Source organism: Roseomonas fluvialis (assembly GCF_022846615.1).
GTDB lineage: Bacteria > Pseudomonadota > Alphaproteobacteria > Acetobacterales > Acetobacteraceae > Neoroseomonas > Neoroseomonas fluvialis.
In genome coordinates this window covers 3,375,577-3,389,454 of sequence record NZ_AP025637.1, presented here as the reverse complement: position 1 = coordinate 3,389,454, position 13,878 = coordinate 3,375,577, and the positions used below count along the sequence as shown (strand labels likewise).

Sequence of the window (13,878 nt, the reverse complement as noted above, 5' to 3'; positions counted from 1 at the left end):
CCTGCTATTCCAGCAGGCGGAGGTTGGCGAGCTGGCCGGCGATGGTGGCGAAGGCCGCGGCAAGCTGCGCCTGGTTTTCCGCCAGGAAGTAGTTCTCCGGCCGGCTGGCGCAGTTGCGGTAGAGGTTGACGACCGTTGCCGAGGGGTTGTTCACGAACAGGATGGTGTAGACGTTGATGTTCCGCGGGCGGCCTGTCGCCGGGTCGTCGGCGCGCACGGCCTGGCACAGGCGCGTCATGCGGGCATTGATGCCGTTGGTTGGATCGGTCACGGCGGTGCCGCCCGGGCCGGCGGTCGGGTTCGCGATGCCGATGCGGTTGCCGGTCGCCCCACCGCTCGCGAGGCGCCCATAGGCGTTCTGGTCGGCATCGGTGCCGGCGGTGTAGACAGGGACGACGGGCGGCGGGGCCGGGTTTGTCAGGGTCGCGCAGCCTTGCACACCCGTGCCGCACGCGCCCGGCGCGCCACCCCCCCAGTCGAACCACTGGTTCTCACCATCAGTCATGAGCACGATGCTCTTGTCCATGGCTCGTGTGTTGTAGTCGAGCGGCAGCTGCCGGGTTTCCCAGGTCTCGGCGAGATTCCAGTCGGCGCGCCAGCGCGGCGAGATGGTGCCCCAGCCGAGCTGCAGTCCCAGGTTCGCCATGGTGCCGCCGCGGCGGACGGCGCGCAGCGCGGCAATCTGGTCGAGCACGGCCTGTCGGTTGCTCGTGAGCGGCAGCACCGCCCGACCACAGCCGACATTGGGGCCGCGGCGCTCATTGTCCGCGCCGCCGGCCGGCTGGTCGGCGTCCGGCGCTTCCGGATTGTGTTCCCAGACCGCCGTGCTCCAGGCGGGTGTCGGGTTCCAGTTCGACACCACGGTGCCGCCCGCGCCGGGAATCCAGGCATTGTCCCCGCGGATCACCGGAATGTCGGTGGCCCGCAGGTCCTCAGGCGACGTGCCGCCGGCATAGACGCGCAAGCGCGGCGGCGGATTGCCGTTGCCGCGATAGACCCAGACATAGGGGTTGCCGTTGGGCGCGTACTGGATCTGGCCCAGCAGATTGCGGTCATAGCTGAGCGGGTAGCGGTTCGACGGCCAGAAGAACGGCCGGAAGCCGACGACGCTGGGCGGCGTGTCGTCCTGGTCTGCGCTGACCGGGTAGTTGTTCGGGGTGAGTGTGCCGCCGGTGCGCGCCTCGACGCAGCCGCGCCAGACGGTCGGCAGGAAATCATTCGGGTTCAGGCTGCCCGGCTGCAGCCAGTTCGTGCGCTGGCTGCCGATGTTCACCATCGCGGTGTAGGGCACCACCGAGACGAACACGTTGGGCTCGGCCGCGTTCTGCGTGTCGAACACGCGGTTCACCAGGTTGGTCGCCGCATCGCGCAGCGCCACGATGTTGTTGTTGCTCGCCATCGATCCCGTGACGTCGAGGACCAGCGCCAGTTCCAGCCCTGTCACCTGGCGGCGCGCCACCGCGCTGTCGCTCACCGTCGTGTTGCGCCGTTCGATGATGCTGAACAGCGTTGTCGGCACCACCGTGGTGCCGCTCACCTGGATTCGGTTGTTGTCGAGTTGCGTGATGACCGGCTGGGTCGCGGTGGCCAGCAGGTAGTTCGCGCTGGTGCCGTTCTGGCGGTAGTTCGCCCAGTAGATGTTCTCGACCAGCGCATTGCGCTGCGCCTCGGGTTCGGCGATGCGCCGCGCCGCGACCAGGGATGCCGCGTCGATCGCGGTCTTGAGTCGCGCATTGGCCAGCCAGATGCGCGTGAGGTCGATGGCAAGGCCGGCGAACCCGATGACTCCGATCATTACGATCGCGCTCATGGCCGCGACGGCACCGCGGCGGTTCCGGATGGCCTTCATGCGGTGCAGTCCGTGGCGTTGGAGTTGACGGGCGGCGTCTGAGCCCGCGCCGGATCGGCGATGCGGGTGAGGAACATGGTGACGCCCCTGATCCGCCGGTCGAGAGCGGTACCGATCAGCCCGGCGCTGAGCACCCAGGGTATCACCACCGCGTTGGCCTCGAAGACAATCAGCGTCTGGCCCGCAGGGAGCAGGAAGGCCGCGTCGTTGGTCCCCCGCAGGATCGGCTCCCCGCCCTCCGCGGCAGGGCCGAGCACGCTGCCGATGTCCGCGTTGCCGGTGCGGCGCCGCCAGTTGATTCGATTCCGGTTGGTTGCGGTGTTGAGGCTGACCGCCGAGATGATCATCGCCCCGCCGGTGGCGGAATTCACGTCCACCAATCCACCGCCGATCCGCGCAGCGAGAGCCCAGAATGCGTCGATGTCGCCGGGATCGGTGATGGGGTTGCACTGCGACACCACCTGGCCGACCTGCACCGCGATCATTTCCATGCGGAGCTGTGCACGGAACAGGCGCATGACGTCGGCCGTGCAAAGCACGATGATGAAGAAGATCGGCACCATCAGCGCGAATTCCGAGGCGGCAACGCCTCGGCGCCCGCGCCGAAACAGGCCGTGCTCAGCACGACGCGTTTTCGAATGGCTCATTCTTGATCACGATCGTGGTCTGGTGGGTGAAGGAATCGCCGCCCCAGATCAGGCCGGCGATGCCGCCAGTGATGAAGGGCTGGCGGTAGCGGATGGTGTAGGAGGTGATCTGGCTGCCCGTGCCGGCGCTGGGGGTGCCGGCGCTGGCCAGTCCGCCAAGGTTACTCCACGCATTGGTCGTCACTGTCAGGTTGGCGCCCTGCTTGATCAGACTTCCCGTCGACTGCGAAACCATCCAGCCGATGCCCGCGCTGCGGCAGGTCGGCATGTTTTCGACCGGCGTGCTGCCGCGCTGCCAGGCCGGGATGGAATTCGCCCCCGTGCCGCCGAAGCGGCTCGCCTTCAGCGCGGCATGGTCGAGCGCGGCACCGGTAGCGAGCTGCCAGGCGGCTTCGCATATCGCCAGGATCATGATGAAGAACGGCCCGGCGATGATGGCGAACTCCGACGCCGACGCGCCGCGCCGCTGCAGGAAGGTGCGCCGGACCAGCGCCAGCGGGCCGATGCGACCAGCCGGCGCTGCGGAAAGCGGCGGGTGCGGGGGGGGGAGCCGCATGACCAGGGAGCGCCTTGTCCAAAAAAGTGGATGTTGACCAAGAAACTAGAGTTAACGGACCGTGAAAGTCCAACAATTGAGCCGTCAGGACTATACACAAACGCGTGACGGCACCGCAAGCACGGTGGTGTGATCAGGGTGGCTGGCGCGATCCTGCGGCGCCGTTACAGTCTTGGCTCGCCCCCCCGGAAGACAAGGATCGCGCGGCATGGAATGGGTCCTCCTCGGCATCGTCGTCGTGTTGGTCGGCTGGCTGGTGGTCATCTACAACCGCCTCGTCACGCTCCGGCAGGTCACCGGCCAGTCCTGGTCTGACGTGGATGTGCAGCTGAAGCAGCGCCACGATCTCATCCCCAACCTGGTCGAGACCGTGAAGGGCTATGCCGCGCACGAGAAGACCACGCTCGATGCCGTGATCCAGGCGCGCAACAATGCGGTCAGCGCGCAGGCCCAGGGCCCGGCCGCGGCAGGGCCGGCGGAAGGCCAGCTCGGCGCCGCGCTCGGTCGGCTTTTCGCCTTGAGCGAGGCCTATCCCGACCTCAAGGCCAACCAGAACTTCCTGTCGCTGCAGGGCGAATTGTCGGATATCGAGAACAAGATCGCCGCCGCCCGGCGCTTCTACAATTCGTCCGTGGCCGAATACAACGCGATGACGGAAAGCGTGCCGGCCGTGTTCTTTGCGAAGTCGATGGGCTTCCAGCAGCGCGGCTTCTTTGAACTGCCCGAGGCCGAGCGCGCCGCGGTGCAGGCCAGCCCCCAGGTGAAGTTCTAGAGCGCAGTCCGTGCGCAAGGGCTTACGTCATGCTCTCTAGCCTTCCGATCTTGCGAGCATCTTTACCCGCTCAAACGGCTCCGTTTGAGCGGGCGATGCTCTAGGCCGCCGCCATGCAGGCATTCGGCCTGCGTACCCATGCGTGGAACACCGCCTGGCGGTCGATGCTGCTGCTGGCCGGCTTTCCGCTGCTGCTGGCGCTGATGGCCTTCGGTGTCGGCCTGGTCTTCGCCGCCGACCAGCAGAACATCGACCGCGCCTTCCGCGACACCCTGCGCAACCTGCCCTGGCTGTATGTCGTGGCCTGGGGCGTGGCGATCATCTGGTTCGCCATCGCCTGGGTCGCGCACAACAGGATCCTGGACTGGGCGACCGGCGCGCACCCGGTCACCCGCGCCGAGGAACCTCGGCTGTGGAACCTGCTCGAGAATTTGTGCATCTCGCGCGGCATGCGCATGCCGCGGCTTGCGGTCATCGAGACACCGGCGATGAACGCCTATGCCGCCGGCCTCACGCGCGACAAGGGCGCCGTCACTGTCACGCGCGGCCTCGTTGATGCGCTCGATGACCGCGAACTCGCCGCGGTGCTGGCACACGAACTCGCGCATATCCGCAACGGCGATGCGCGGCTCGGGCTGATCGCTGCGGTCTTCGTGGGCGTGATCTCGCTCGGCTTCGATTCCATGACGCGTGGGCGGCGCATCGCGCGCGCGGGGCGCGCCACGCAGGAGGACAGCGGCGGCTGGCGGGTCAACACCAATTCCCGCAACGGCGGCTGGGTCGCGCTGATCGGCGTGCTGATGATCAGCCTGGCCTGGCTGCTGGCCACCGCGCTGCGCATGGCGCTGTCGCGCAACCGGGAATTCCTCGCCGATGCCGGCGCCGTCGAACTGACATCGGACCCCGACGCGATGATCTCGGCGCTGCGCAAGGTCGAGGGCAATGCCGACATGCCGGAGGTCTCGCCCCAGGTGCGCGCGCTGTTCCTCGAGGATGCGTCCGACAGCGCGCTGTCGTCGCTGATGGCGACGCATCCGCCGATCGGCTCGCGGGTCGAGGCGCTGGTGAAATTCGCCGGCGGGCGGGACCCCGGTCGCATCGAACGCCCGGCGATCGAGGAAACGCCGGCCTGGGCGCAGCAGGCGGCAGCGGAGGACGCGACTGTGCAGATTCCGCCGGGCGCGGCTGCGGGCGCGCTTCCCGGCGTACCTCTGCCGGTCCCTGCGCCGTGGTGGCAAGGCCCGGCGCAGGGCGGCGCGCCGCCCGGCCAGCCCGCGCCCCCGGCCGCATCCCCGTGGGGAAAGCGCGGCTGATCAGCCCCCCAGCAGGCGCTTGAGCTTCAGCACCGCGCTGTCCGGCGTGGTCAGCACCGGCTTTCCGGTCGCGCGTTCCACATGCTGCTTCGCCCGCGCCAGCGAGAACTGGCCGAGCGCGATGGCATCGCAATCCGCGAGCGCCCGCGCGGCTTCCTCGGCCAGGCGGTCATGCGTGACCAGGTCCCCGGCATCGAGTGCGGCCAGCCCGCCCTCGGCCACCTTCGGCACGACCGTGATTCCGGCAGGGAATTCCGGGATCATGGACGGGATGGTGCCCGGGAAGGTCACCAGCAGTCCGATGCGCGTCCCCTTGGTGATGGCTTCCTCGATCATCGCCTCGTTCGGCTTCAGCACGGGCATGGGCGCGAGGTCGGCCGCGCAGGCCTCGATGCAGGGACCGAATGCCGAACAGGTGAACAGGATGGCATCCGCCCCGGTGCCCGCGGCATAGCGCGCCAGCGTCAGGAAGCGTTCGGTCATGCGCGGCGTGAGCGAACCGTCCCGCGCCAGGTCGGCGGACAGGCTGTCATCCATCAGGTTCATCAGCACCTGGCCGGGCCACAGCCGCGCGAAGGCGGCCTCGATCGGCGGTGGCGAATGGCGCAGCGCGTGGATCAGCGCGATGCGCCTGGGGTGTGCCGCGCTCATCGCTCCGGGCTGCCGCATCGGCGCAGCGGGGAAGGCATGTCGCGGCAATCGGGGAAGACGATCTCGTCGGGGCCGATGCGGCGCACCTCCAGCACATCGGGTCCGGCGGGGCAGCCGAAGGCGATGTCGGGCGGCAGGCGCGCGGCACTCGCGCCGGGCGGCACCACCGGGGAGAAGCGGAACGTCGCGCCATCGGCGCGCGTCACCACCGTCTCGATGATGCGCTGCCGATAGGCGGGGTCCAGCAGGCCGGACCGCAGCACCACGTCGCGGGTGAAGATCACGGTCGGCTGCGCGGTGCAGCGAGGGCCGATGGTGTCCGCGGCGGGGAACATCCCGCCCGTCCAGGATCCGAATAGCCATTCATGCGGCGCCACCGGCCCCTGCGCGATGGCCGGCGCGGCCAGGAACGGCGTGGCGAGGATGAGGCTGCAGGCAAGACGGCGCTTCATGGGACGGCCTCCGGAACGCGGGGGGGCCGGTATGGCCCCACATGGGGCGCCGGGGCAAGCGGGCGTCAGGCCGGCACGCTTGTGCGTTCGGCACCGGCCCGCTTCCCTTTCCCGGCCACCCACCAAGGATGCGCGCGTCGCGCGAAGAGCGCGCCTTCGTCACGTCGGTGGCCGCGAGGAGGAGCGGGCCGGTGCGGCATTCAGATCACGCGGGCGCAGGCACCGCGCGCGGAGGGTCGTCGCGCACCGGCATGTGGATCAGCGCGGCGAAGACCGCGGCCAGGATGCCCAGCACCCACATCAGGTCGTAGCTGCCGGTACGGTCGAACACCACGCCGCCCAGGAAGGCGCCGGTGAAGCCGCCGATCTGGTGGCCGAGGAACACCAGCCCGAAGATGGTCGCGAGCCAGCGCGTGCCCCAGTTGCGCGCGCACAGCGCCACGGTGGGCGGCACGGTGGACAGCCACAGCACGCCCATCACCGCCGAGAACACCATGACCGATACGGTGGTCTTCTCGGCCAGCAGGAAGCCGGTCATCACCACGGCGCGCCCGGCATAGATGCACACCAGCAATTCGCGCCGCTTCCACCGCTGCGTCAGTTCGCCCGACAGCAGCGACCCGCCGATGTTGAACAACCCGATCAACGAGATGGCCCCGGCGCCGACATACAGCGGCAGCCCGCAGGAATGCACGAAGCCCGGCAGGTGCACGGTCAGGAACGAGACATGCAGGCCGCAGACGAAGAAGCCGAAGAACAGGCACCAGAAGGACCGGTCGCCGAGCGCGCGCTTCAGGGCCGCCCCGGCCGTCTCGGTATCCGCTGCCGGCGCATTGGCGGCCACCGGCGCCGGCTTGTCCGACAGCGGCAGCGCCAGCGGGATCATCAGCAGCGCGGCCACCGCCATAGCGATCAGCGCCCATTGCCAGCCGAAGCCCGAGATCCCGAGCCCCGCGAGCGGCACCACCAGGAACTGGCCAGCCGACGAACCCGCCGTCCCCAGCCCCACGGCGCGCCCGCGCATAGTCTCCGGCAGCATGCGCGTCATGCTGGCGATGATGGTCGGCATGCCCGCCGCCGAGACCGCGATCCCCATCACCACGCCGGCGAAGAACGTGAACAGGGGGAGGCCGGTTGAAAACGCCATGCCCAGGATGCCGGCGGCATAGAGCAGCGCGCCCCCGATGATGACGTTGCGTCCGCCGAAGCGGTCGGCCAATTGCCCGGTGATCGGCTGGCTCACGCCGTTCAGCAGCACCTGCAGCGCGATGGCGAACGCGAACCCCGAGGCCGTCCAGGCATGCGCCTGCGTCATCGGCGCGAGGAACAGGCCGAAGGATTGCCTCAGCCCCATGGCCAGCATCGCACCCATGACCGCGCAGGCGATCAGCAGCCCGGCCGGCAGGGCGGCGCGTCTGGCGGCGGAGGGCAGGGTCATGGGCAGTCTCCGTGTCGACCCCATGATGTTGCGCTGCATCAACGCGCGGCAATGGTGATGGCGCAGGGCAGCCATGCACGCACGGGCGCGGTTGACGGAACAGGCCCTGCGGCCCTATTCCCCGCCCCCTCGGTGGCGGCCATAGCTCAGTTGGTAGAGCGCCAGGTTGTGGTCTTGGATGTCACGGGTTCGAGTCCCGTTGGTCGCCCCACCCTTTCCCCCTTGCTTGCGCGCGCCGGCGTTCCGGTCAGGATGCGCCGTGCATCCACGGGGGAAACATCCATGCAGCTTTCACTGAACGGGCGAAGCGCGCTCATCACCGGCGGGTCGAAGGGCCTCGGCCTCGCGATGGGCAAAGCCTTCGCCCAGGCCGGCGGCAACGTGGCCCTGGTCGCCCGTGGTGCCGAGGCGCTGGCGCGTGGCGAGGCCGAAATCCGCGAAGCCGCGCCGACCGCCAAGGTCGTCGCCATAGCCTGCGACATCCGCACGGTGGAAGGCTGCGAGCAGGCCTATAACGGCGCCGTGCGCGCGCTCGGCCAGGTCGACATCCTGGTGAACAATGCCGGCACCTCCCAGCGGGGCCCGTTCCTCGACGTGTCGGACGCGCTCTGGCAGGACGACCTGGACCTCAAGCTGTTCGCGGCCGTTCGGCTGTGCCGCCACGTGCTGCCCGGCATGCGCGACCGGAAATGGGGCCGCATCATCAATGTGCTGAACATCGGCGCGAAGGCGCCCAAGGCGACCAGCACGCCGACCTCCGTCTCGCGCGCCGCCGGCATGGCGCTGACCAAGGCGCTGGCGAACGAGTTCGCCCCCCACAACGTGCTGGTGAACGCCATGCTGGTCGGCATCATCGAGAGCGACCAGTGGGTGCGCCGCCACGCGCAGGAGAAGCGCAACATCTCCTGGGAAGAATGGAAGGCCGAACAGGGCAAGCCGGTGCCGCTCGGGCGCATCGGCAAGGCCGAGGAATTCGCGGCCATGGCGCTGCTGCTGGCCTCCGACATGGGCGGCTACGTGACGGGCACGGCCATCAACGTGGATGGCGGGTCCTCGCCGGTCGTCTAGCGTACCGCAATGCCGGCGCGGCGCGCGTCCTGCGCGCTGCCGCGGTCCGGTTCGTCAGGGCCGACGTTTCGGCGCCGGGCGCGGGCCGGCATCGCTGCGGCCCGCGCCCGCCCGCGCCGCCTCGGGCCGGCGCGACAGGCGCGGCGGGCCCTTCACCGGCTGCATGGGTTCGACCTTGATGTGCGCGTCCTCGCCCTCGGCGCGGCGCGCCGCGGCGGCGAAGCGGGCGGCGGCATAGGGGGCGACCTCGAACTGCGTCTCGCGGCCCAGGATGCGGATGCGCCCGATCTCCTGGCGCGTGACGTGGCCGCGCCGGCACAGGAAGGGCAGCAACCAGCGCGGGTCGGCATTGCCGTTGCGACCCACATCCATGCGGAACCAGATGCCTTCCTGGCCGCCGGGCTCGCGGTTCGGCGGGGCTTCGCGCGCGCCGTCATGCGCCGTGCGCGGCGTCGCGTCACGGCGGTCGCGCACCGCGGGGCGGTCGTTGAACTCGGTCAGTTCCTCGGGCGCGGGCAGGGGTGCGCGCAGCACGCGCACCAGCGCGGCGGCCAACGCCTGCGCGCCGCCCTCGGCCAGGGCGGGGTCGGCCAGCAGCGCCTGCGCGACGGCCAGGTCTTCCTCGGCCGGTTCCTCGGCGGCCAGCGCGACCACCTGGGCCGACAACCGCTCCGCATCGCGCGCGCGGATTGCCTCGGCCGAGGGCGCCGGCGCCCAGGTCGCGGTCACCCGCGCCGCGCCCAGCAGCCGCTGCGCCAGCCCGCGCCGCGTATGAGGCACCAGCAGCACCGACACGCCCTTCCGCCCGGCCCGCCCGGTGCGCCCCGACCGGTGCAGCAGCGTCTCCGGGTCACGCGGCAATTCGGCATGGATCACCAGGCCGAGGTCCGGCAGGTCGATGCCGCGCGCCGCGACGTCGGTCGCGACACACACGCGCGCACGGCCGTCGCGCAGGCTCTGCAGGGCGCGATTGCGTTCGGCCTGCGAGAGTTCGCCCGACAGCGCCACGGTCGAGAAGCCGCGTTCCGACAGGTTGCCCTGCAGCCGCGTCACCGTCGCGCGGGTCGCGCAGAACACCATGGCAATGCGCGCATCCTCGAGGCGAAGGATATTCACCACGGCACGCTCGATCTCGTGCGGTGCGACGACGGCGGCGCGGTAGTCGATGTCGCCATGCTGGCCACCTTCGGACGCCACCTCGATGCGCAGCGCGTCGCGCTGGTAGCCCTTGGCAAGTGCGGCGATGCCGCGCGGCACGGTGGCCGAGAACATCAGCGTGCGGCGTTCGGCCGGCGTCTCCTCGAGGATCGCCTCCAACTCCTCCTTGAAGCCGAGGTCGAGCATCTCGTCCGCCTCGTCCAGCACCACGGCGCGCAGCGCGGCCGGGGCCAGGTTGCCGCGCTCCAGGTGGTCGCGCAGGCGCCCGGGCGTGCCGACCACGATGTGCGTGCCCTGGGAGAGCAGCCGGCGTTCCGCCACGGGGTCCATGCCGCCGACGCAGGAGACGACCCGCCCGCCGGCCGGGGCGAAGAGCCAGGTCAGTTCCGCCTTCACCTGCAAGGCCAGTTCGCGCGTGGGTGCGACCACCAGCGCCAGCGGGGCGCCGGCCGGCGGCAGGCGCGGGGCCTCGCCGATCAGCTCGGGTGCCAGGGCCAGGCCATAGGCGACGGTCTTGCCGGACCCGGTCTGGGCCGAGACCAGCAGGTCGCGCCCGGCGGCCTCCGGCTGCAGCACGGCAGCCTGGACGGGGGTGGGCTGGGCATAGCCGCGGGCGGAGAGCGCAGCCAGCAGCGGCGCGGGCAGGGTATCGAAAGACATGGGGCAGGGGGTCCGGAAGCGGGGCGTGTGGTGTGCCTGCTGCCGCGCGGCGTCAAGCCGGGTGGCTGCCGCACCACCTAAATGCGCAAAAATTAAGCAAAACGCACAACGACAAAGCCACGAGCCGGTCACGCCCGGGCGCGGCTGGCGATTCGGTAGGCGGCACGGCCCTTGCTCCCGCCGGGGCAACGGCCAGATCGGCCGCGTCACCGGGAGGCCACCATGGCGCGTATCTTCAGCAATCCCTTCTCGGCCGAGTCACGGCTCGACGCATGCGGCTGCGGCGCCGTGCATGCACCTGGCCTCGCCTGCGACGCCGCCAACGCGCCCGCCGACGGCACCGGCGCGCTGGGCGAAGCCGCCGAACTCGCGGTGATGAAGGCCGTCTTCCCCGAAGATGCGACGCGCCGCGCCATGCTGCGCCTGTTCGGCGCCGGCACGCTGGTGGCGGCGATCGAGAGCGTTTTCCCGCTGGCGACCGCGCGCGAGGCGATGGCGCAGGCGACCGGCGCGCCGGAGAAGCGCGACCTCAAGATCGGCTTCATCCCGATCACCTGCGCCACGCCAATCATCATGGCGCATCCGATGAACTTCTATTCGCGCCACGGGCTGAACGTGGAGGTCATCCGCACGGCCGGCTGGGCGGTGATCCGCGACCGCGCCATCGCGCGCGAATACGATGCGGCGCACATGCTGGCCCCGATGCCCGTGGCGATGTCGCTCGGCGTCGGTGTCGGCCAGCCGCAGCCCTTCGCGGTGGCGGCGATCGAGAACATCAACGGCCAGGCCATCACGCTGGCGACCAAGCATCGCGAGAAGCGCAACCCGCGCGACTGGAAGGGCTTCCGCTTTGCCGTGCCCTTCGACTTCTCGATGCACAACTACCTGCTGCGCCACTACCTGGCGGAGAACGGGATCGACCCCGACCGCGACGTGCAGATCCGGTCCGTGCCGCCGCCCGAGATGGTCGCCAATCTGCGCGCCGACAACATCGACGGCTTCCTCGGCCCCGATCCGTTCAACCAGCGCGCGGTGTTCGACGGCGTCGGCTTCATCCACATCCTGACCAAGGAATTGTGGGACGGGCATCCGTGCTGCGCCTTCGCCGTGCCGCGCGCCATGATCACCGATACGCCCAACACCTTCGCGGCGCTGATGCGGTCAATCGTCGAGGCAACCGCCTATTCCAACAAGCCCGAGAACCGGCGCGAGGTGGCGCAGGCGATCGCCGGGCAGAACTACCTCAACCAGCCGCCCACGGTTGTCGAGCAGGTGCTGACCGGCACCTTCGCCGATGGCCTGGGCCGCGTGCAGCGCGTGCCCGACCGCATCGGCTTCGACCCCTTCCCGTGGCATTCCATGGCGATCTGGATCATGACGCAGATGCGCCGCTGGGGTCAGTTGCAGCGCGATGTCGACTACGCCCAGGTGGCCGAGCAGGTGTTTCTCGCCCTCGATGCCGGGCGCGCGATGCGCGACCAGGGCCTGCCCGTTCCCGCCAGCCCGATGCGCATCGAGACTATCATGGGCAAGCCCTTCGACCCGGCGAACCCGGCGGCCTGGACCGAACGCGCGATCCGCACCTGATCCATGGCAGCCAAGGTTCCCTTCTGGCGGGCGGCGAGCGTCTCGCTGCTGATCCTGGCCGTGCTGCTGATGGCCTGGGAATACGCCGTGCTGCCGGTCGCCGGCAGCGGGGCGGCGGTGGACCCTGAATACGCCGCGCTGCTCGGCCAGGCGGCGGCGCAGGGCGGCACCACGCCGATGCCCGGGCCGTCGGCGATCGGCAAGCGCCTGGTCGAATTGCTGGCCGACCCCTTCTACGTACGCGGCACCAACGACCAGGGGATTGGCGTGCAGATCGCCTATTCGCTGCTGCGCGTCGGCGCCGGCTTCGCGCTGGCCGCGATCGTGGCGATCCCCCTGGGCTTCCTGATCGGCATGTCACCACTGCTCAACGCCGCGCTGAACCCCTTCATCCAGGTGCTGCGGCCGGTCTCGCCTTTGGCGTGGATGCCGTTGGCGCTCTACACCATCAAGGACAGCGCGATCTCGTCGATCTTCGTGATCTTCATCTGCTCGATCTGGCCGATGCTGCTGAACACCGCCTTCGGCGTGGCGTCGGTGCGCCGCGAATGGCTGAACGTGGCGCGCACGCTGGAAGCGGGCACCTCGAAGACCGCGATCCGCGTCATCCTGCCCGCGGCCGCGCCCACGATCGTGACCGGGATGCGCATCTCCATCGGCATCGCCTGGCTGGTGATCGTGGCGGCGGAGATGTTGGTCGGCGGCACGGGCATCGGCTACTGGGTCTGGAACCAGTGGAACAACCTGTCGATCGCCGACATCGTCATCGCCATCCTGATGATCGGCGTGGTGGGGCTGCTGCTGGACCGGCTGCTCGGGCTGGTCGCGCATGCCGTGGCGTGGCGGGAGTAGCGCCATGACCACCTACGTCAGCGTGGAGGGCATCGCCCGGCGCTACGGCCCCACCACCATCTTCGAGGATGTCTGGTTCGGCGTGGCGCGCGGTGAATTCGTCTGTCTGGTCGGCCATTCAGGCTGCGGCAAGACCACCATCCTGAACATTCTCGCGGGGCTGGAAACCCCCGACGAGGGCGCGGTGATCGTCGACGGGACCGAGATCTCCGGCCCCTCGCTCGACCGCGCCGTGATTTTCCAGGGCCATGCGCTGATGCCCTGGATGACGGCCGCCGGGAACGTCGCCTTCGCGCTGTCCTGCCGCCATCGCGACTGGTCGCGCGGCAAGTGCGACGCGGCGGCGCGCGAGGCGCTGAGGCGCGTCGGCCTGACCCATGCCGCCGACCGCAAGCCGGCGGAACTCTCAGGGGGCATGAAGCAACGCGTGGGCATCGCCCGCGCGCTGGCGTTGAACCCGAAGATGCTGCTGATGGACGAGCCCTTCAGCGCGCTCGATGCGCTCACGCGCGGGTCGCTGCAGGACGAGGTCGCGCGGCTGGTGACCGAAACCCAGCAGACCGCCTTCATGATCACGCATGACGTGGACGAGGCGATCCTGCTGGCCGACCGCATCCTGCTGATGTCCAACGGCCCCGGCGCGCGCATCGCCGAGGTGGTGGTGAACACCCTGCCCAAGCCGCGCACGCGCGCGACCCTGCACCACATGCCCGGCTACCACGCGCTGCGCGACCACGTGCTCGACTTCCTGATCACGCGATCGAAGGCGTTCGACGCCAAGGCGCCCCCGCCAGGCTGGTCGCCGCGCGGCGTGCCGGAAGTCACCCCCGCGGTGGCCGAACCGCCGCCGCTCGCCGCCGAATAGACGACCCTTC

13 protein-coding genes and 1 tRNA gene are annotated in these 13,878 nt (G+C 69.9%); 7 read left to right on the top strand and 7 right to left on the bottom strand.

The window, feature by feature from the left end; translation table 11 throughout:
• Positions 1–4: 4 nt before the first annotated feature.
• The 3 genes from MWM08_RS16510 to MWM08_RS16500 are packed head-to-tail and all read right to left on the bottom strand — an operon-like array spanning position 5 to position 3,052.
• Entirely contained in the window at positions 5–1,849 is a 1,845-nt protein-coding gene (locus MWM08_RS16510) for a TadE/TadG family type IV pilus assembly protein (protein ID WP_244407595.1), read from the bottom strand.
• Entirely contained in the window at positions 1,846–2,496 is a 651-nt protein-coding gene (locus tag MWM08_RS16505) for a TadE/TadG family type IV pilus assembly protein (RefSeq protein WP_244407594.1), read from the bottom strand. The genes MWM08_RS16510 and MWM08_RS16505 overlap by 4 nt, the downstream gene beginning before the upstream one ends.
• Positions 2,468–3,052 carry a TadE family protein gene (locus tag MWM08_RS16500; protein WP_255751349.1) on the bottom strand — a complete coding sequence of 195 codons (585 nt, stop codon included), beginning with the start codon at positions 3,050–3,052 and terminating at the stop codon, positions 2,468–2,470. Before MWM08_RS16500 ends, MWM08_RS16505 begins: the two co-directional genes overlap by 29 nt.
• A gap of 208 nt (positions 3,053–3,260) precedes the next feature.
• Between MWM08_RS16500 and MWM08_RS16495 the strand changes: the two genes are divergently transcribed.
• Positions 3,261–3,824 carry a LemA family protein gene (locus MWM08_RS16495; RefSeq protein WP_244407592.1) on the top strand — a complete coding sequence of 188 codons (564 nt, stop codon included), beginning with the start codon at positions 3,261–3,263 and terminating at the stop codon, positions 3,822–3,824.
• Positions 3,825–3,937: 113 nt separating this feature from the next.
• Positions 3,938–5,137: a M48 family metallopeptidase gene (locus tag MWM08_RS16490; protein WP_244407591.1), complete on the top strand. Its 1,200-nt coding sequence runs from the start codon at positions 3,938–3,940 to the stop codon at positions 5,135–5,137.
• On the opposite strand, the gene MWM08_RS16485 is transcribed toward MWM08_RS16490, so the two are convergent.
• The 3 genes from MWM08_RS16485 to MWM08_RS16475 form a co-directional block, all read right to left on the bottom strand.
• Entirely contained in the window at positions 5,138–5,788 is a 651-nt protein-coding gene (locus tag MWM08_RS16485) for an aspartate/glutamate racemase family protein (RefSeq protein WP_244407590.1), read from the bottom strand.
• Positions 5,785–6,240, bottom strand: a complete 456-nt coding sequence (locus MWM08_RS16480) for a hypothetical protein (protein WP_244407589.1) — start codon at positions 6,238–6,240, stop codon at positions 5,785–5,787. Before MWM08_RS16480 ends, MWM08_RS16485 begins: the two co-directional genes overlap by 4 nt.
• A 205-nt stretch (positions 6,241–6,445) precedes the next feature.
• On the bottom strand, positions 6,446–7,678 hold the full coding sequence (locus MWM08_RS16475; RefSeq protein ID WP_244407588.1) for an MFS transporter: 1,233 nt from the start codon (positions 7,676–7,678) through the stop codon (positions 6,446–6,448).
• A gap of 135 nt (positions 7,679–7,813) precedes the next feature.
• Between MWM08_RS16475 and MWM08_RS16470 the strand changes: the two genes are divergently transcribed.
• Both MWM08_RS16470 and MWM08_RS16465 read left to right on the top strand, forming a co-directional pair.
• A tRNA-His gene (locus MWM08_RS16470) sits at positions 7,814–7,889 on the top strand.
• A 71-nt stretch (positions 7,890–7,960) separates the two neighbouring features.
• Positions 7,961–8,746 (top strand): SDR family NAD(P)-dependent oxidoreductase, encoded by a 786-nt coding sequence (locus tag MWM08_RS16465; RefSeq protein ID WP_244407587.1) that lies wholly within the window; start codon positions 7,961–7,963, stop codon positions 8,744–8,746.
• A 54-nt stretch (positions 8,747–8,800) separates the two neighbouring features.
• Here the strand turns inward: MWM08_RS16465 and MWM08_RS16460 are convergent, their stop codons facing one another.
• Positions 8,801–10,564 carry a DEAD/DEAH box helicase gene (locus MWM08_RS16460; protein WP_244407586.1) on the bottom strand — a complete coding sequence of 588 codons (1,764 nt, stop codon included), beginning with the start codon at positions 10,562–10,564 and terminating at the stop codon, positions 8,801–8,803.
• A gap of 222 nt (positions 10,565–10,786) precedes the next feature.
• Between MWM08_RS16460 and MWM08_RS16455 the strand changes: the two genes are divergently transcribed.
• From MWM08_RS16455 to MWM08_RS16445, 3 genes are read left to right on the top strand one after another with little or no spacing between them, the layout of a single operon-like run.
• Positions 10,787–12,151, top strand: coding sequence for a CmpA/NrtA family ABC transporter substrate-binding protein (locus tag MWM08_RS16455; protein WP_244407585.1), 1,365 nt, complete (start codon positions 10,787–10,789; stop codon positions 12,149–12,151).
• A gap of 3 nt (positions 12,152–12,154) precedes the next feature.
• Positions 12,155–13,003, top strand: coding sequence for a nitrate ABC transporter permease (gene ntrB / locus MWM08_RS16450; RefSeq protein ID WP_244407584.1), 849 nt, complete (start codon positions 12,155–12,157; stop codon positions 13,001–13,003).
• Between the two features lie 4 nt (positions 13,004–13,007).
• Positions 13,008–13,868: an ABC transporter ATP-binding protein gene (locus MWM08_RS16445; protein WP_244407583.1), complete on the top strand. Its 861-nt coding sequence runs from the start codon at positions 13,008–13,010 to the stop codon at positions 13,866–13,868.
• Positions 13,869–13,878 lie beyond the last annotated feature (10 nt).

Coding starts and splice junctions, on each gene's coding strand:
- MWM08_RS16510 (WP_244407595.1), bottom strand. CDS start 1,849: ATGAAGGCCATCCGGAACCGCCGCGGTGCCGTCGCGGCCATGAGCGCG.
- MWM08_RS16505 (WP_244407594.1), bottom strand. CDS start 2,496: ATGAGCCATTCGAAAACGCGTCGTGCTGAGCACGGCCTGTTTCGGCGC.
- MWM08_RS16500 (WP_255751349.1), bottom strand. CDS start 3,052: ATGCGGCTCCCCCCCCCGCACCCGCCGCTTTCCGCAGCGCCGGCTGGT.
- MWM08_RS16495 (WP_244407592.1), top strand. CDS start 3,261: ATGGAATGGGTCCTCCTCGGCATCGTCGTCGTGTTGGTCGGCTGGCTG.
- MWM08_RS16490 (WP_244407591.1), top strand. CDS start 3,938: ATGCAGGCATTCGGCCTGCGTACCCATGCGTGGAACACCGCCTGGCGG.
- MWM08_RS16485 (WP_244407590.1), bottom strand. CDS start 5,788: ATGAGCGCGGCACACCCCAGGCGCATCGCGCTGATCCACGCGCTGCGC.
- MWM08_RS16480 (WP_244407589.1), bottom strand. CDS start 6,240: ATGAAGCGCCGTCTTGCCTGCAGCCTCATCCTCGCCACGCCGTTCCTG.
- MWM08_RS16475 (WP_244407588.1), bottom strand. CDS start 7,678: ATGACCCTGCCCTCCGCCGCCAGACGCGCCGCCCTGCCGGCCGGGCTG.
- MWM08_RS16465 (WP_244407587.1), top strand. CDS start 7,961: ATGCAGCTTTCACTGAACGGGCGAAGCGCGCTCATCACCGGCGGGTCG.
- MWM08_RS16460 (WP_244407586.1), bottom strand. CDS start 10,564: ATGTCTTTCGATACCCTGCCCGCGCCGCTGCTGGCTGCGCTCTCCGCC.
- MWM08_RS16455 (WP_244407585.1), top strand. CDS start 10,787: ATGGCGCGTATCTTCAGCAATCCCTTCTCGGCCGAGTCACGGCTCGAC.
- ntrB (WP_244407584.1), top strand. CDS start 12,155: ATGGCAGCCAAGGTTCCCTTCTGGCGGGCGGCGAGCGTCTCGCTGCTG.
- MWM08_RS16445 (WP_244407583.1), top strand. CDS start 13,008: ATGACCACCTACGTCAGCGTGGAGGGCATCGCCCGGCGCTACGGCCCC.